This window comes from Rhizobium sp. P28RR-XV (assembly GCF_012641385.1).
GTDB lineage: Bacteria > Pseudomonadota > Alphaproteobacteria > Rhizobiales > Rhizobiaceae > Rhizobium.
Genome location: NZ_JABAIG010000002.1, coordinates 580,547 through 598,009, shown reverse-complemented (window position 1 = coordinate 598,009; position 17,463 = coordinate 580,547). Strand labels below are relative to the sequence as shown.

18 protein-coding genes are annotated in these 17,463 nt (G+C 60.9%); 11 read left to right on the top strand and 7 right to left on the bottom strand.

Annotation, left to right across the window (positions count from 1 at the left end; genetic code table 11):
- Positions 1 to 20: 20 nt before the first annotated feature.
- The gene (locus HGP12_RS06485; RefSeq protein WP_168838065.1) at positions 21 to 815 is read right to left on the bottom strand and encodes an IclR family transcriptional regulator; all 795 of its coding nucleotides are present in this window, start codon (positions 813 to 815) and stop codon (positions 21 to 23) included.
- A 179-nt stretch (positions 816 to 994) separates the two neighbouring features.
- On the opposite strand from HGP12_RS06485, the gene HGP12_RS06480 reads away from it, so the two are divergent.
- The 11 genes from HGP12_RS06480 (at position 995) to HGP12_RS06430 (ending at position 11,460) form a co-directional block, all read left to right on the top strand.
- Positions 995 to 2,311, top strand: coding sequence for an extracellular solute-binding protein (locus HGP12_RS06480; RefSeq protein WP_168838066.1), 1,317 nt, complete (start codon positions 995 to 997; stop codon positions 2,309 to 2,311).
- 189 nt (positions 2,312 to 2,500) lie between these two features.
- Positions 2,501 to 3,394 (top strand): carbohydrate ABC transporter permease, encoded by an 894-nt coding sequence (locus HGP12_RS06475; RefSeq protein ID WP_168838067.1) that lies wholly within the window; start codon positions 2,501 to 2,503, stop codon positions 3,392 to 3,394.
- Positions 3,395 to 3,396: 2 nt separating this feature from the next.
- Positions 3,397 to 4,263 (top strand): carbohydrate ABC transporter permease, encoded by an 867-nt coding sequence (locus HGP12_RS06470; protein WP_168838068.1) that lies wholly within the window; start codon positions 3,397 to 3,399, stop codon positions 4,261 to 4,263.
- Between the two features lie 5 nt (positions 4,264 to 4,268).
- Positions 4,269 to 5,366, top strand: coding sequence for an ABC transporter ATP-binding protein (locus HGP12_RS06465; protein ID WP_168838069.1), 1,098 nt, complete (start codon positions 4,269 to 4,271; stop codon positions 5,364 to 5,366).
- Between the two features lie 11 nt (positions 5,367 to 5,377).
- Positions 5,378 to 6,490, top strand: coding sequence for a mandelate racemase/muconate lactonizing enzyme family protein (locus HGP12_RS06460; protein ID WP_168838070.1), 1,113 nt, complete (start codon positions 5,378 to 5,380; stop codon positions 6,488 to 6,490).
- 13 nt (positions 6,491 to 6,503) lie between these two features.
- Positions 6,504 to 6,833, top strand: coding sequence for an L-rhamnose mutarotase (locus tag HGP12_RS06455; protein ID WP_168838071.1), 330 nt, complete (start codon positions 6,504 to 6,506; stop codon positions 6,831 to 6,833).
- 339 nt (positions 6,834 to 7,172) lie between these two features.
- A complete protein-coding gene (locus tag HGP12_RS06450) occupies positions 7,173 to 8,246 on the top strand; it encodes a Gfo/Idh/MocA family protein (protein ID WP_168838072.1) in 1,074 nt (357 codons plus the stop codon).
- Positions 8,247 to 8,249: 3 nt separating this feature from the next.
- Positions 8,250 to 8,711, top strand: coding sequence for a MaoC/PaaZ C-terminal domain-containing protein (locus tag HGP12_RS06445; RefSeq protein ID WP_168838073.1), 462 nt, complete (start codon positions 8,250 to 8,252; stop codon positions 8,709 to 8,711).
- The gene (locus HGP12_RS06440) at positions 8,708 to 9,841 is read left to right on the top strand and encodes an extracellular solute-binding protein (protein ID WP_168838074.1); all 1,134 of its coding nucleotides are present in this window, start codon (positions 8,708 to 8,710) and stop codon (positions 9,839 to 9,841) included. The genes HGP12_RS06445 and HGP12_RS06440 overlap by 4 nt, the downstream gene beginning before the upstream one ends.
- Before the next feature lie 106 nt (positions 9,842 to 9,947).
- Positions 9,948 to 10,679, top strand: coding sequence for an SDR family oxidoreductase (locus HGP12_RS06435; protein WP_168838075.1), 732 nt, complete (start codon positions 9,948 to 9,950; stop codon positions 10,677 to 10,679).
- A gap of 106 nt (positions 10,680 to 10,785) precedes the next feature.
- Positions 10,786 to 11,460, top strand: coding sequence for a DUF1345 domain-containing protein (locus HGP12_RS06430; protein ID WP_168838076.1), 675 nt, complete (start codon positions 10,786 to 10,788; stop codon positions 11,458 to 11,460).
- A 32-nt stretch (positions 11,461 to 11,492) separates the two neighbouring features.
- On the opposite strand, the gene HGP12_RS06425 is transcribed toward HGP12_RS06430, so the two are convergent.
- The 6 genes from HGP12_RS06425 to HGP12_RS06400 form a co-directional block, all read right to left on the bottom strand.
- Positions 11,493 to 11,666, bottom strand: a complete 174-nt coding sequence (locus HGP12_RS06425; RefSeq protein ID WP_015341190.1) for a DUF1328 domain-containing protein — start codon at positions 11,664 to 11,666, stop codon at positions 11,493 to 11,495.
- 162 nt (positions 11,667 to 11,828) lie between these two features.
- Positions 11,829 to 13,256: a gamma-aminobutyraldehyde dehydrogenase gene (locus tag HGP12_RS06420; protein WP_168838077.1), complete on the bottom strand. Its 1,428-nt coding sequence runs from the start codon at positions 13,254 to 13,256 to the stop codon at positions 11,829 to 11,831.
- A gap of 13 nt (positions 13,257 to 13,269) precedes the next feature.
- Positions 13,270 to 14,085, bottom strand: coding sequence for an ABC transporter permease (locus tag HGP12_RS06415; protein WP_168838078.1), 816 nt, complete (start codon positions 14,083 to 14,085; stop codon positions 13,270 to 13,272).
- A complete protein-coding gene (locus HGP12_RS06410) occupies positions 14,075 to 15,049 on the bottom strand; it encodes an ABC transporter permease (RefSeq protein WP_168838079.1) in 975 nt (324 codons plus the stop codon). Before HGP12_RS06410 ends, HGP12_RS06415 begins: the two co-directional genes overlap by 11 nt.
- Complete coding sequence (locus HGP12_RS06405) at positions 15,046 to 16,032, bottom strand: ABC transporter ATP-binding protein (protein WP_168838080.1); 987 nt, start codon at positions 16,030 to 16,032, stop codon at positions 15,046 to 15,048. Before HGP12_RS06405 ends, HGP12_RS06410 begins: the two co-directional genes overlap by 4 nt.
- 203 nt (positions 16,033 to 16,235) lie before the next feature.
- Entirely contained in the window at positions 16,236 to 17,396 is a 1,161-nt protein-coding gene (locus tag HGP12_RS06400) for an ABC transporter substrate-binding protein (RefSeq protein ID WP_168838081.1), read from the bottom strand.
- Positions 17,397 to 17,463 lie beyond the last annotated feature (67 nt).

Here is a 17,463-nt window from a genome sequence, read left to right as displayed (position 1 = left end):
ATAATTTATTCAAATAAAAATTATAACTCGGCCTTGTCGACTATACCGGCCACGGTTTCAGAGATCTCCTTTGCCGCTTCCCGCACATATTCGATGACTTGATCGTAAGTCGGCGCCTTGGTGTTGACGGGCTCGATATAGGGGCAGGTGAGAGCGGCAAGTCCATTGCCGTCCATGGCCAGGATCGGCGCGGAAATATTGCGCACGCCGCTCGTCTGCAGGCTGTCCATGGTCTCATAGCCCTTTTCGCGGATTGCCCGCAGCTTCTCTTCGAGATCGGCCGGCGGCTCTTCGGCCTCCTGATCCTGCTGGCGCCTTTGCTCGTTGATCATCATCTGGCGCTGCTTGTCATCCCGGAATGCCAGGAGAATGTGACCAGAGCCGGTATTGTAGAGGTTGATCTGCGCGCCGACGCGGATGGAGATGCCCCAATAGGTCGGCGAATCCTGCTGGGCGATGACGACGACCGAGCCGCGGTCGTAGATCGCCAGATGGCAGGCCTGCTCTGCGCGGTTGGAGAATTCACGCATCAGCGGCGTTGCGAAGGACACCAGTCGGCGCACTGGTGCGTGATAATGCGCCAGCCCGAACAGCTTCAGCGTCAGATAGAAGCGATCGCCGTCCTGCCTCTGCACATAGCCGCGCCGCACGAGGCGATCGAGCATGCGATAGAATTCGTTGGGGCTCTTGTTGAGCGCCTTGGCGATTTCCGCCTGCGTCAGGCCACCATCGATCGTTGCCAGCAATTCCAAAATATCGAGCCCCTTGTCCAGGGCCGGCGCGCGATAGCGATCGCTGTCGTCTTCTACACTCATCAACAAATCCCCCATGCGACGAAACATGAATCGTCATTCATATATGAATGAAGGCATTTTACAAGCACGCGATCGCAGCTTGACGGCCAATGAATAAGATGTTTACTTATAAATCATTGATCCATATTTGGGTCGGGAGAACAATCGGACAAGGGGTCCGGTCTTAGGGAGGAACTTCGATGAGGAATTGGAAGGCCGGTCTCGTTGCCGGCACGATGGCATTGCTTGCCGGCACAGCGGTCTTCGCCGCCGATCTGCCGGGCAAATTTCCGGGTGTGACGATCGACGCCAAGCTCATCGGCGGTCAGCAATACGAGCCGCTGTATGCGCGCATTGCCGAGTGGGAGAAGGAGACGGGGGCCAAGGTCAACATTCTCTCCAAGAAGAACCACTTCGAGCTCGACAAGGAAATCAAGTCGGACATGGCATCGGGCAGCATCTCCTGGTGCGTCGGCTCGAACCATTCGTCCTTCGCGCCGCAATATCCCGATCTATACACCGATCTTTCGAAGCTTCTGCCCAAGGAAGAAATCGGCCAGTTTGTCGATTCCACCATTCAGGCCTCGACCATCGACGGCCGCCTGATCATGCTGCCGCGCGCCCAGTTCGACGTTTCGGCCCTCTACTATCAGAAGAGCCTCTACAACGACGATGCCAAGAAGACGGCCTTCAAGGCAAAGTACGGCTACGATCTCGCGCCGCCGAAGACCTGGAAGGAAGTGTCCGATCAGTCGATCTTCTTCTCCAACCCGCCGAACTTCTTCGGCACGCAGTTCCCCGGCAAGGAAGAGGCCATCAACGGCCGCTTCTACGAGATGCTGGTCGCCGAGGGCGGCGAATATCTCGGCAAGGACGGCAAGCCGGCCTTCAATTCCGAAGCAGGCGTGCGTGCGCTCGACTGGTTCGTCAACATGTACAAGGCGAAGGCCGTTCCTGCCGGCGTGACCAATTATCTGTGGGATGATCTCGGCGCCGGCTTTGCTTCCGGTTCCATCGCGCTCGATCTCGACTGGCCGGGCTGGGCGACCTATTTCAACGATCCGAAGTCGTCGAAGATCGCCGGCAATGTCGGCGTCGTCGTACAGCCCGCCGGTTCCTCCGGCAAGCACACCGGCTGGTCCGGTCACCACGGCTTCTCGGTGACCGAATCCTGCGCTCACAAGGATGCCGCCGCTTCGCTCGTCTGGTTCCTGACGAACGACGACTCGCAGAAGCTCGAGGCCGCCAACGGCACGCTTCCGACCCGCAAGGCTGTCTGGGATTGGGATATCCAGCAGGCGGCTTCCGATCCTTACAAGAAGGAAGTGCTGAGCACCTTCCAGGAAGCCATGAAATATGCCTTCCCGGTTCCGCGCACGCCGCAATGGATCGAGATTTCCAACGTCGTCTATCCCGAGCTTCAGGCCGCAATCCTCGGCGACAAGAGCTCGAAGGAGGCGCTCGATGCTGCTGCCCAGAAGGCAACCGACGTCCTGAAGGACGCCGGCGCGCTCTGAGCGATGCAATCGAAATCCCGCGTGCTCATGGTGCGCGGGACTTCCGCAATCTGACTTCGAGAATGGCTTTCGATCGGCACCGTGAAGGGCCGGCGTGTGCCGCCGGTGTCGCACCGGCTTCTCGGTCCCAGGCAATTCATTCCACGCAGTCCGGGCCACGCTGCCGAGGAATGCCGACAGGTGCAAACCATGCTCAAAAGAATATCCCCACCGGTCCTGCTTCTTCTTCCGGCGATCATCGTCCTTGTGGCGGTGGTTCTGTTTCCGCTGCTCCTCTCCTTCTATTCCAGTTTCACGCCGTTTCGACTGACGCGGCCGGCGACGCTCTTCACCTTTATTGGCCTGCGCAACTATGCGCGTATCCTGACCGACCCGGTGTTTCTGGCCGCCTTCGTGCGCACCGTGGTGCTGCTGACGATCGCGCTCAATCTGGAAATGCTGCTGGGCCTGGGATTGGCTATCCTGGTCAACAAGGCGACCCATGGCAAGCGCGTGCTGCGCACGCTGATGATGTTCCCGATGATGTTTTCGCCCGTGCTCGTCGGCTTCCAGTTCAAATTCATGTTCAACGACAATGTCGGCATCATCAATAATGCGCTGCAATCCCTGGGCATTACGGAGACGGCCATTCCCTGGCTGATCGACGGCAATCTGGCGCTGCTCTCCATCGTCATTGCGGAAGTCTGGTCTTCGACCTCGGTCTTCGCGATCCTCATTCTCGCCGGACTGCTTGCCATGCCGCAGGAGCCGGTCGAAGCCGCGAAGGTTGATGGCTGCACCAGCTGGCAGACCTTCCGTTATGTCACCTGGCCGTTCCTGATGCCGTTTGCCTTCATCGCCATGACGATCCGCTCGCTCGACGTCGCGCGCGCCTACGACATCGTCAAGATCATGACGGATGGCGGGCCGGCGCGGCGCACGGAGCTCATCTGGACGCTGGTCGGGCGTACCGCCTATGCCGACGCGCAGATGGGCCTCGCCAACGCCATGGCCTATGTCTCAATCATCCTTTCGATCGTCTTCACAGTCTATTTCTTCCGTAAGCTGGCGCTTGCCCGCACCCAGATCGGAGCGGAGTGGTAATCATGGATCGCAATGCCCAACAACGCCTGCAGCGCCGCCTTTGGAAGGTCGCCTATCTCATCGGCCTTTTCCTAGCGATGCTCGTCATCTGCCTGCCCGGCTTCTGGATTGTCATCAGCTCGCTGCGCCCCACCGTGGAAATCATGGCGAAGCCAGCGGTCTGGATCCCGCAGGAACTTTCGCTGGAAGCCTATCGCGCCATGTTCGGCGGCGTGGGGCAGGGCGGCATTCCTGTCTGGGACTATTTCCGCAATTCGCTTATCATCTCCGTCACCTCGACCGCCATTGCGCTCGTCATCGGCATGTCCGGCGGCTATGCCTTCGCCCGCTTCCGTTTCGCAGGCAAATCGGCCGTGTTCCTCGGGCTGATGCTGACCCGCTCGGTGCCTGGCGTGGCGCTGTCGCTGCCGCTCTTCATGGTCTATGCCCGGCTCGGGATCATCGACACGCATTTCGGCCTGATCCTCACCTACGTCGCGCTGAACGTGCCCTTCACGATCTGGCTGATCGACGGCTTCTTCCGGCAGGTGCCGAAGGATCTCGCCGAAGCCGCGCAGATCGACGGCTGCACGCGCTGGCAGGCCTTCTGGCAGGTGGAATTCCCGCTTGCCGGCCCCGGTATCGCGTCCGCCGGCATTTTCGCCTTCCTCACCTGCTGGAATGAATATGCACTGGCCTCGCAGCTGACACGCTCCGTCGATTCCAAGACGCTGCCTGTCGGTCTGCTGGATTACACGGCCGAGTTCACCATCGACTGGCGCGGCATGTGCGCGCTCGCGGTCGTGATGATCATTCCGGCGCTCGCTCTCACTTTCATCATTCAGAAGCATCTGGTGTCGGGTCTGACATTCGGTGCGGTCAAAGGTTGATTTCCATGGCTCAGGTTTCCCTCAAAAAACTCGTCAAGCGCTACGGCGCGCTGGAAATCGTCCACGGGATCGATCTCGACATCGCGGACAAGGAGTTCATCGCGCTCGTCGGCCCGTCCGGCTGTGGCAAGTCGACGACGCTGCGCATGATCGCCGGCCTGGAGGATGTCTCAGACGGCGTGATCGAGATAGGCGACACCGTCGTCAACGACCTGCCGCCTCGTGATCGCAACATCTCCATGGTGTTCCAGTCCTATGCGCTTTATCCGCATATGACGGTGCGCGAAAATATGGGCTTCTCGTTGAAGATCGCCAAGCAACCGCAGACGGAGATAGACCGTCGCGTCGATGAAGCCGCCGCCATTCTCGGCCTGGATGTGCTGATGGACCGCCGCCCGGCCCAGCTTTCCGGCGGCCAGCGCCAGCGCGTCGCCATGGGCCGCGCCATTGTCCGTCAGCCGGAAGTCTTCCTCTTCGACGAGCCGCTGTCGAACCTCGATGCCAAGCTGCGCACGCAGATGCGCACCGAGATCAAGAAACTGCATGCCAAGGTGCAATCGACGGTGGTCTATGTCACGCACGACCAGGTCGAGGCCATGACGCTGGCGGACCGCATCGTCATCATGCGCGACGGCTATATCGAGCAGGTCGGCACGCCGGACGAGGTGTTCAAGCGGCCGGCCACGCGCTTCGTTGCCGGCTTCATCGGCTCGCCGCCGATGAATATCGAGGAGGCGACGTTGAAGGCGGGCGAACTCACCTTCAAGAATGGCGATCGGCTGCCGCTGCCCGGCCAGTTTGCCGGCAAGGTCAAGGAGGGCGAGAAGGTCGCCTTTGGCCTTAGGCCCGACGATATCTTCCCGACGGGACATGGCCTGCATTCCGGCGTGGAATCGGCTGTCTATGAACTGACTTTGCCCGTCGCCATCACCGAACCGCTCGGCAATGAAACGCTCGTCTTCGTCGAATTTGCCGGGCGCGAATGGGTGACGCGCATGCTCAACCCGCGCTCGCTGAAGAGCGGCGAACAGCTGAAGATGAGCTTCGATCTCAGCCAGGCGCACCTCTTCTCCGTTGAAACCGGCAAGAGCCTGGCAAGCTGAGGAGCCGACCCATGGCACGTATCGAGAAAATTGAGCTGCGCATGGTCGACCTGCCGCCGAAGGTGAAACGGACGGATGCGATCCAGAGCTTCGTCAGCCAGGAGACGCCGATCGTCACCATCACCGACAGCGACGGGGCTGTCGGCACCGGCTACAGCTATACGATCGGCACCGGCGGTTCCTCCGTCATGCGGCTGCTTTCAGATCATCTGGTGCCGCTGCTGATCGGCGAGGATGCCGACTGCATCGAGGCGATCTGGCACAGACTAGAATTCGCGACACATGCAACGACCATAGGACCTATTACGGCGTTGGCACTCGCAGCTGTCGACACGGCGCTTTGGGACCTGCGGGCGAAGAAGCAAAGCCTGCCGCTCTGGAAGCTCGCCGGGGGTGCTAGGGATCGCTGCCCGCTCTACACGACGGAAGGCGGTTGGCTGCATATCGAGAAGGAAGCCTTGGTCGAAGATGCGCTGCAGGCGAAGGCCAAGGGCTTCTCCGGCTCGAAAGTGAAGATCGGCAAGCCGCATGGCTCGGAAGATTACGACCGATTGGCCGCAATGCGCCTGGCGCTCGGCTCCGGCTTCGAGATCATGACCGACTGTAATCAGGGTTTTACCGTCGATGAGGCGATCCGCCGGGCGGCACGCCTGAAGGAGCTGGATCTTGCCTGGATCGAGGAGCCGTTGCCGGCCGATGATCTTGACGGCCATATCCGGCTGACCCGGTCGACAACGACGCCGATCGCGGTCGGTGAATCCATGTATTCGATCCGGCATTTCCGCGAATATATGCAGAAGGGTGCCTGCTCGATCGTGCAGGTGGACGTTGCCCGCATCGGCGGCATCACGCCCTGGCTGAAGGTGGCGCATGCCGCTGAGGCCTTCGATATTCCGGTCTGCCCGCACTTTCTGATGGAGCTGCATGTCAGCCTCACCTGCGCGGTGCCGAACGGTAGATATGTCGAATATATCCCGCAACTCGATGACTTGACGACGAAGGGCATGGAAATCGTCGACGGCAAGGCGCTGGCGCCCTCCGAACCCGGTATCGGCATCGAGTGGGATTGGGAAGCGGTGAAGGCCCGCTCGATCGGCGAATTCACCCGGGAAATCCACGGCTGAGGAGGAACTGGCCATGCAGCGAATGGGAATGGTGATCGGTCTGGAGCCGGCCAAGGTCGCGGAATACAAGGCGCTTCACGCGGCCGTCTGGCCCGAAATCCTGGCGCTGATCTCCGAATGCAACATCACCAACTATTCGATCTTCCTGAAAGAGCCGGAAAACCTGCTCTTCGGCTATTGGGAATATGTCGGCACGGATTTCGAGGCCGACATGCGCAAGATGGCCGCGAGCCCGAAGAACCAGGAATGGTGGTCGGTGTGTATTCCATGCCAGAAGCCGCTCGAGACCCGCAAGGAGGGTGAGTGGTGGGCCATGATGGAGGAGGTGTTTCATCATGAGTAACTTTCCAGAAAAGCCCCTCACCCTAGCCCTCTCCCCGCAGGCGGGGAGAGGGGACGATCTTTCAGTTCGCGATCCCTGGCTTTCCATGAAGTCGTTGAGGGCATACCCCCCTCTGTCAGCTTTGCTGACATCTCCCTCACGAGGGGGGAGATTGGTAACTCGCGGCTATTTTTCGCTATCAACGGACATCGAATCTGCAGACGGTACAGTTATTCGTTTCCCGAAGCGGTGCGAAACGCACTCAACGATCTCCCCCCTTGTGGGGGAGATGTCACGAAGTGACAGAGGGGGGCATCTAGCTTCAACAAACTCCAAAGCTGATGCTTCGGGAGTACTTCAATGACCTTCGATCCCCAATCCCTCCGCCAATGGCGGCCGAAGCCGTCGAATCCGCGTCCAATCGTTATCTTCGGCGCCGGTAGCATCGTCGGCGATGCGCATTTGCCGGCGTACAAGCAGGGCGGCTTTCCGGTCGCTGGTCTCTACGATCCCAACGTCGAGAAAGCGGCGGCGCTTGCCGCGCAATGGGGCATTCGCGCTCTCGTCTCCGAGGCAGAGGCGCTTGCCGTCGAAGGCGCTATTTTCGATCTAGCAACGCCGCCGGCCGCGCATGCGACGATCCTTTCGAAATTGCCGCACGGCTCCTTCGCGTTGATCCAGAAGCCGATGGGCAGCGATCTTGCCGGCGGCTCCGAAATTCTGCGGGTTTGCCGCGAACGCGACATCAAGGCGGCCGTCAATTTCCAGCTTCGGTTCGCGCCGATGATGCTGGCGCTCTATGATGCCGTGAAGAAGGGTTATCTTGGCGAGGTCGTCGATTTCGATGCCTGGCTGGCGCTCGCCACGCCCTGGGGCCTTTGGCCGTTCCTTAAGGGTCTGCCGCGGATCGAGATTGCCATGCACTCGATCCACTATCTCGATTTCATTCGCGGGCTGCTCGGCAATCCTCAAGGGATCCATGCCAAGACCATCGGCCATCCCAACCATGATGTCGCGCAGACGCGGACGGCCGCGATCCTCGACTATGGCGACAAGGTCCGCTGCGTGCTCTCGGTCAATCATGACCATGATTTCGGCCGCAAGTTCCAGGCCTGCGAGTTTCGCATTTCAGGCACCAAGGGTGCGGCCTACATCAAGCTTGGCGTCAATCTCGACTATCCGCGCGGCGAGCCGGACGAGCTATGGATCCGCCCCGCCGATGGCAGCGATTGGGTCGAGGTCAAGCTGGAAGGGGCCTGGTTCCCGGACGCTTTCGTCAATCGCATGGCCAACCTGCAGCGCTTCGCATCTGGCGAAGATCAGGAGCTGATCGGCTCGGTCGAGGATGCCTGGCAGACCATGGCTCTCGTCGAGGCCGCCTATCAGTCGAGCGCCGCGCCGGCGACGCCGATTGCTGAACTTCCAAAGGCTTGAGGAATGGCAGAACAAACCCTCTACTTCGAAGACTACGAACTTGGCCATGTCCGATTGACGACCGGACGGACGATCACCGAGACCGATTTCGTCGTCCATGCCGGCCATACCGGCGATTTCTTCCCGCATCACATGGATGCGGAATTCGCCAAGACCTTGCCCGGCGGCCAGCGCATCGCACACGGCACGATGATCTTTGCGATCGGTGTCGGTCTCACGGCATCACTCGTCAATCCCGTCGCCTTTTCCTATGGCTATGATCGGCTCCGCTTCGTTCGTCCGGTGCATATCGGCGATACGATCCGCACCCGCGTTACCATTTCGGCGAAAGAGGACGATCCGAAGCGGCCGGCGGCCGGTCGCGTCACCGAGCGCTGCGAGGTGCTGAACCAGCGCGACGAAGTCGTGCTGGCCGCCGATCACATCCTGGTCGTCGAGCGCAAACCGGCGGCGGAGAAGGTATGATGGTGAAGCTAAAGGGGATGACCTGGTCGCATCCGCGCGGCTATGATCCGATGCTCGCTTGTTCCAAAGAGTGGCAGGAAAGGACCGGCGTCGAGATTAGCTGGGAAAAGCGGTCGCTGCAGGATTTCGAGACCTTTCCGGTGGAAGAACTTGCCGCCCAATACGATCTCATCGTCATCGATCACCCGCATGTCGGCCAGATCACGCGCGAAAACTGCCTGCTGCCGCTCGACGATGCGGCTCATTCGGAGGAAATCGCCGCGATCGCCGCCGGCACCGTCGGGCGCTCCTATCCGAGCTACAATTGGCAGGGACGCCAGTGGGCCTTTCCGCTCGATGCGGCGACGCAGGTGCAAGCCTACCGGCCGGATCGCCTGAGCGCGCCGGTCAGGGATCTTGCCGAGTTCGTGACGCTCGCCCAGGAAGGTAGGGCGATCCTGCCGATGCGGCCGCCGCATTCGCTGATGACCTTCATCTCGCTGGCGGCGCATCTCGGCACGCCCTGCAGCATCGAGGGACCAGACTTCATCGCGAAAGCCGATGGTGAAGCGGTGCTCGACTGGATGGCGCGGATCGTCGCCGGGATGGATATCGGCTGCTACGAGATGGACCCGATCGCGGTGTTCGACCTGATGAGCCAGGTCGACAGTCCCTATGTGGCGACGCCCTTCATTTACGGTTACGTCAATTATTCCTTTGCCGGTTTCAGGCCGGCACGGATCGCCTTTGCGGATATGCCCGTCATCGACGGCCGCGCGCCGAATGGCTCGGCGCTTGGCGGTACGGGCATTGCCGTCTCGGCGCACACGCAAGCTCCCGAGGAGGCGAAGGCTTTCGCGCGCTGGATCGCCAGCGGCCCGGTGCAGGCCGGCATTTATGCAGGCGGGAACGGTCAGCCGGGTCACGCCGATGCCTGGGTCAGCGATGCGGTCAATGCGCTGGCGCTCGATTTTTACCGCAATACGCGTGCGACTCTGGATGGCGCCTATGTGCGGCCGCGGCATGACGGCTACATGGCATTTCAAAGCGATACATCCGAGATGATTAGCAATGGACTGCGAACCGGCGAAAGACATACAGTCCTCATCGACAAGCTGAACCGCCGCTTCGCGCAGTCCTTCGACGTTTGATGGATGGCTGGGCCAACCGATTGTTATTGCATGATCTTATCCAGGCTATCGGCCGTGGGCCCGGCGGAATGGGTGAGATCATAGTTCCGAGGAAAGGATTAGGATTATGGGTCACGGGTTGGAAGGCAAGAAGGTCGTCATCACGGCGGCGGGGCAGGGCATCGGCCGGGCTTCGGCGGAGCGCTTCATCTCGCTCGGCGCGCATGTCTACGCCACCGACATCAACGAGCAGACGCTTTCAACGCTGGAAGGCGCCAGCAAGCATGTGCTGAACGTGCTCGACAGCGCCGCCGTCAAGGCCTACGCGGAAGAGATTGGCCCGATCGATGTGCTCTTCAACTGCGCCGGCTTCGTCCATGCCGGAACCATCCTCGACTGCGACGAGAAGGATTGGGATTTCTCCTTCAACCTCAATGCAAAGGCGATGTACACGACCTGCCGGACCTTCCTGCCCGGCATGCTGGAAAAGGGCAAGGGCTCGATCGTCAACATGGCTTCGGTCGCTTCCAGCGTGAAGGGCGTGCCGAACCGCTTCGCCTATTGCGCCTCCAAGGCGGCCGTCATCGGACTTACCAAGTCGATCGCTGCCGATTTTGTTTCCAAGGGCATCCGAGCCAACGCCATATGCCCCGGCACGGTCGACAGCCCCTCGCTGCATGAGCGGCTGCGGGCAACCGGCGACTACGACAAGGCGATGAAGGATTTCATCGCCCGCCAGCCGATGGGCCGCATCGCGACTGCGGAAGAGATTGCCGCGCTGGTGACCTATCTGGCCGGCGACGAAGCGGGCTTCACGACCGGCCAGACTCACGTCGTCGACGGCGGCTGGACAGGCTGAGGCTTCATTTTCGCAATCGGGGGCTTCGTGTTGCGAGGCCTCCTTTTATTTGCCACTCTCGTTTGCGAATCGGTTTGTAACGGCGATTTGCGATCAGGAGAGCGGCATGGATGCGAACGAACTTATGCATCGTTCCAGAGGTCTCGTGCTGTGGCGCAAGCACCATGTCATCCTGATTTCCGTGCTTGCCGGTATTGCCGTCTTCCTGCTTCTGACATCACGTGATCTCAATGCCGGCAACCTGCTGATTGCCTGGGATACGACCGCCGTCGTCTTCATCGTCTACAGCCTCTATCGGATGCTGACAGCCAATGCGCTTCGCATCCGCAAGCGCTCGGCCGACCTCGATTTTTCGGATGGCTTGCTGCTGTTCCTGTCGATCGCGGCGGCGATCGCCAGCGTCGGCGGCATTGCGCTCGATCTCATCGGCATCAAGGACGCATCGCCCGAAATCGCCTTCATCCGCGTGATGACGGCGATCGTGACGATCCTGATTTCATGGACATTCCTGCACACCCTGTTCACCATCCACTATGCGCATAAATTTTATAGTAGTCCGGGCAAGGGGCAGGGGCTCAAATTCGCCGAACCGGTGGAAGAGCCGATCTATTGGGATTTCCTCTATTTCTCCTTCACCATCGGCGTTGCAGCGCAGACGGCCGATATCGGCGTTTCCACGGTCGGCATGCGTAAGCTGGTGCTGCTGCATGCCATCCTGTCGTTCCTGTTCAACACGACCATCCTGGCGCTCGCGATAAACGTGGGGGCGAGCCTGATTTAGGCCCGCCCCGAAGGTTGTGACGGCCGATATCGTCAGACGACGGCGTTGCCGGCCATAACGGCCAGGATCAGGAACACCAGGAAGATGATCAGGAAGATAGCGAAGAGAACGCGCGCAATGGTTGCGGTTGCCGCCGATACTCCTGAGAAGCCGAAAAAGCCGCTGATCAGCGAAATCACAAAGAAAATGAGAGCCCATTTCAGCATTAGCAATCTCCTCTGCGTTGTACCTCTTAAAGACGCCGGAGGAGGGTAAATTGTTCCGAAGGCGTTTCGGTTAAAGGCACATGGTTGTCTTCGGCGGGGGGTACAGCGTTGCCCCAAACTCAAGAGAGCTGGTTTGACCGAGAGTCTTATCTCAGCCGCCTCTCACCCATGATTGATCATCACATGCCGCACAGCCGTGTAGTCTTCGATAGCGTAGACTGACATATCCTTGCCGTAGCCGGATTGCTTCAGGCCGCCATGCGGCATTTCGTTGACCAGCATGAAATGGGTGTTGATCCAGGTGCAGCCATATTGCAGCCGTGCGGCCGTCTGCATGCCGCGGCTGATGTCCTTGGTCCAGACTGAGGAGGCGAGGCCATAGTCGCTGTCGTTGGCCCAGGCGACGGCATCATCGGCATTGGTGAAGCGCGTCACCGAGATGACAGGGCCGAAGACCTCGCGGCGGACGATCTCGTCATCCTGCGTGGCGCCGGCGACGACCGTCGGCGCGTAGAAGAAGCCGTGGTCGCCGGAGATCCTGCCGCCGGTGGTGATCTCCATGTGCTTGTGTTCGGCGGCGCGGGTGACGAAGCTCTCGACGCGGTCGCGCTGACGCTTGGAGATCAGCGGGCCGATTTCGTTTTCCGTGTCGTCGGCCTGGTTGAACTTGATGCTGGAGACTGCCGAAGTGAGGTCGGCGACGAAATTGTCGTAGACCTTGGCGTCGGCATAGATGCGGCAGGCGGCGGTGCAGTCCTGGCCGGCATTGTAATAGCCGAAGGTGCGGATGCCGGCGACGACGGCGTCGATATCGGCGTCGTCGAAGATGATGACGGGCGCCTTGCCGCCAAGTTCGAGATGGGTACGCTTCACCGTTTTGGCGGCGGCCTGAAGCACCTTCTTGCCGGTGGCGACGTCGCCGGTGATCGAGACCATGCCGATCTTCGAGTGGTTGATCAGCGCATTGCCGACGCTTTCGCCACGTCCGAGGATGACGTTGACGACGCCCTCAGGAAGGATATCCGAAAGCAGCTTCGCCATCTTCAGCGCCGTCAGCGGCGTCTGCTCGGAAGGCTTGAAGACGACGGTGTTGCCGCCGGCAATGGCCGGTGCCAGCTTCCAGGCCATCATCATCAGCGGATAGTTCCAGGGTGCGATCGAGCCGACGATGCCGATCGGGTCACGGCGGATCATCGAGGTGTGGCCGGGGAGATACTCACCGGCGACAGGGCCGTGCAGGTTGCGCACCGCGCCGGCGAAGAAACGATAGCAGTCGACGATCGCCGGAATTTCGTCATTGAGCACGGCGTTGATCGGCTTGCCGCAGTTCAGCGCCTCCAGCGCTGCGAAACCTTCGGCATCTCGCTCGATGGCGTCGGCGATTTTGAGGAGATAGGCCGAGCGCTGGCTCGGGGTCGTCTGCGACCAGCTCGTGAAAGCCTTTTCGGCGGCGTCGACGGCGGCATCGATCTGGCCGAGTGACGCCTCAGGCAGGTTGAGTACGGTCTCGCCCGTCTTCGGGTTCAGCACGCGCTCTTCCGTTTCCGTGCCGGCTTCGAAGCGGGAGCCGATCAGCATCTGGGTATCCATATTTTTCTCCCTTTCATTTGCCGCCGCCGGCGATCTGGTCGCCGTCGCGGGTAAGATAGTAGGCTGCCAGGATCGGCAGGAAGGTGACAAGCACGACGACCATGGCGACGACATTGGTCACGGGTCGCTGGCGCGGGCGGATCAGTTCCTCCAGCATCCAGATTGGCAAGGTCATCTGCTGACCGCCGGTAAACGTGGTGACGATGACTTCGTCGAAGGACAGCGCGAAGGCGAGCATGCCGCCGGCGAGCAGCGCCGTGCCGATATTCGGCAGGACGACATGGCGGAAGGTCTGGAAACCGTCGGCGCCAAGATCCATCGACGCCTCGATCAGCGAGCCGGAGTTGCGGCGGAAACGGGCGACGGCATTGTTATAAACAACGACGACGCAGAAGGTGGCATGGCCGAGAACGATCGTCCAGACCGAGAAGGGGATATCGAACAGGCTGAAGGCGGAGCGCAGTGCGATGCCGGTGATGATGCCGGGAAGCGCGATCGGCAAAATGACCAGCAGTGAGATCGCCTCGCGGCCGAAGAACTTGGTCTGGCTGACGGCGGCGGCGCAGAGCGTACCGAGCAGCAAGGCGACGATGGTTGCGATGGTCGCGACCTGAACCGACAGCGCCAGCGCCGACCAGACATCCGGCCTGTTCCAGGCAATGCCGAACCATTGCAGGGTGAGCCCTGGCGGCGGCCACTGATAGCTCTTTTCCTCCGTCGTGAAGGCATAAACGAAGATCAGAAGGATCGGCAGATGCAGGAAGAGCAGGCCACCGGCTGCTGCGATCTTCAAGGGGAGGGAGGCGCGTTGGCCACGATCAGAGCGCATCGAAGGCTCCCTGCTTTTTGGCGATCCAGAGATAGATCGCCATGATGACGATCGGCACGACCGAGAAGGCGGCGGCGAGCGGCACGTTGCCGGCGGTTCCTTGTTGCGCATAGACGGCCTGGCCGATGAAGAGGCGCGAGGAGCCGATGATCTGCGGAATGATGTAATCGCCCAATGTCAGCGAGAAGGTGAAGATGGAACCGGCGACGACACCCGGCAGAGCGAGCGGCAGCAGCACCGTGCGCAAGGTCTGCTTCGGCGTCGCGCCGAGGTCGGACGAGGCTTCCAGCAAGTTCGCCGGCACGCGCTCGAGAGCGGCCTGCGTCGGCAAGATCATGTAGGGCAGCCAGATATAGACGAAGACGAGGAAGGTGCCGATGTAGCTGACCGACAGCGAATTGCCGCCGATAATGGGCAAAGCGAGCACGCCGTCGAGCAGCCAGCCGAGATGCAGCTTGTCGAAGATCCAGGTGAGGATGCCTTCCTTGGCGAGGATCAGCTTCCAGGCATAGACCTTCACCAGATAGCTCGACCAGAGCGGCAGCATGACGCCGAGATAGAACAGCGCCTTCCATTTGCCCTGCGCATGGCGCGCGGCAAAATAGGCGATCGGGAAGGCGACGAAGGCGGAGGCCAGCGTGACGAGGGCGGCCATAACCACCGTGCGCACGATGATGTCAAAATTAGCTGTGTTCAACAGCTGGGCATAGGTCGAGAGGGTGAACTCGTAGTTCACCATTCCCGAGAAGTCGTCGATCGAGAAGAAGCTCTGCAGCAAAAGCGCGATCAGCGAGCCGATATAGATGATGCCGAGCCAGAGGAGCGGCGGCGTCAGCATCAGGAACAGCAGCAGCTTCGGACGTCGCCAGAAGAGATCGGAGAGGCGGCCGAAGACGCCGCCGCGGCGCGGCAGGATCGAGGCCGGCGCTTGGCTCGACGAGGCGGGGAAGGCGGCGGCGTTCATGCGGCGTCATCCATGTAATGAACGTCCGCCGGCAGCCAGGCGAGGCGGATGGCGGCACCGGTATCCGGGGCCGACTGGCCGGCCGGCACCGTCACATGCAGGCGTGCGCCATTCGCCTCGACCGAGAGGCGGGTAGCGGCACCGAGAAAGCTCGTCGCTTTCACGGTCGCCGCCACGCCGCTCTCCTCTGTCAACCGTATGGCTTCCGGGCGCAGGCTGGCCCAGCGCCGCTCGCCGCCGAGCGACGACATGACTTCCGGGGCAATGACATTGGAGGAGCCGACGAAATCGGCGACGAAACGGGTCTTCGGCCGCTGATAGATATCGTGCGGCGTGCCATGTTGCACGATGCGGCCATCGTTGAAGACGGCGACGCGGTCGGCCATCGAAAGCGCTTCGCCCTGATCGTGGGTGACGAAGACGAAGGTGATGCCGAGCGCCCGCTGCAGGCTCTTCAGCTCTTCCTGCATCTGCTCGCGCAGCTTCAGGTCCAGCGCGCCGAGCGGCTCGTCGAGCAGAAGAACTTTCGGCTTGTTGACCAGCGCCCGGGCGAGCGCCACGCGCTGGCGCTGGCCGCCGGAGAGCTGGCCGGGGCGGCGGGCGCCATAGTCAGGCAGTTTCACCAGTTCCAAGGCTTGTTCGGCGGCACGCAGCCGCTCGGCCTTGCCGACGCCCTTGACCATCAGCCCGTAGGCGACGTTGTCGAGGATGTTGAGATGCGGAAACAGGGCATAGTCCTGGAAGACCGTGTTGACGTTGCGCCGATAGGGCGGCACGCCTTCGGCGGTTTCGCCGAAGATCTCGATATGGCCGCCGGTCGGCTGTTCGAAGCCGGCAATCAATCTCAGGCAAGTGGTTTTGCCGGAACCGGAAGGGCCGAGCATGGCGAAAAATTCGCCGGCCGCGATCTCCAGGTCGACGCGGTCCACAGCGCGGACTTGGCCGAAATGCCGCGACACCTGCTGGAAACGAACGGCGCTCATTGGTTTCTCCGAGTATGTTGTTTACTCCTTCTCCCCAGCGGGGAGAAGGTGACCCGGAGGGTCGGATGAGGGGGTGGGGCGGCATAAGCAGTCCTTCGCTTTTCGCTCAGGACATTCGTCGCTTAACTCCTCATCCCCCTCATTTGCCCTCCTGAGTTTTCCGAAGGGCGGGCATCTTCTCCCCGAGGGGAGAAGAGTGAAGGTCACCGACCGCCGATCACGCCGATATAATCGGAAACCCAGCGATGATAGGGCACGCATTCGCTCTGCGTCGTGCACTTGGCGACAGGGGTTTTCCAGAACTTGATCTTGTCGAAGTGATCGTAGCCATTGGTGGCGCAGCCGCTGTCGGTCAGGAGTTCGTCGCCCTTGCAGGCGGCCGGAACCGAGGGGACGGCGCCGAACCAGGCGGCCGCATCGCCCTGAACCTTGGCCTGGAGCGAATGTTCCATCCACATATAGGCGCAGTTCGGATGCTCGCTGTCGGCATGCAGCATGGTCGTATCGGCCCAGCCCGTCGTTCCCTCATCCGGGAAAGTCGAAGCGATCTTCTGCTTGTCGGCCTGCAGGAGGTTGACCTGGAACGGCCAGGAGCCGGAAGCGACGACGCCTTCGTTCTTGAAATCGTCGGTCTGGATCATGGCGTCGTGCCAATAGCGGCTGACGATCTTGCGCTGGCCGCGCAGCAGTTCGAGGGCGGCCTTGTACTGGTCTTCGTTGAGCTCGTATGGGTCCTTGATGCCCAGCTCAGGCTTGTGGGCCATGAGGTAGAGGGCGGCATCGGCGATATAGATCGGGCCGTCATAGGCCTGGACGCGGCCCTTGTTGGATTTGCCGTCAGGCAGGTTCATTTCTTCGAAGACGATATTCCAGCTCTTCGGCGCCTGGCCCTTGAAGGCGTCGGTGTTGTACATCAGCACGTTCGGCCCCCAGAGATAGGGGACGCCATAGTGGACGCCGTTGACCGTATGCCAGGGGGCATTCTTCAGGCGGTCGTCGAGGTTCTTCCAGCTCGGGATCAGATCGGTATTGATCGGCTGGACGCGCTTACCGGCAACGAGCCTGAGCGACGCGTCACCGGAGGCGGTGACGAGATCGAAGCCGCCTTCGTTCATCAGCGCGACCATTTCGTCCGAGGTCGCCGCAGTCTTGACGCTGACCTTGCAGCCAGTTTCCTTCTCGAAGCCGGTGACCCAATCGTAATTCTTGTCGCTTTCGCCGCGCTCGATATAGCCGGCCCATGCGACGATGCTGACAGCGCCTTCGCCCTTGCCGAGCGTCTTCAATGGCTCCGCGGCAATGACCTGCGTTGCGAAACTTAGGCATGCGAGTGCAGCCGTGCATGATTTCAGCAGATGCTTCATCGGACTCTCCCGGTTTTTTGAGTCTTGCTCTTGGAGCCAGTGGCTGGCTTTTTGTTCCCGGAAGAAA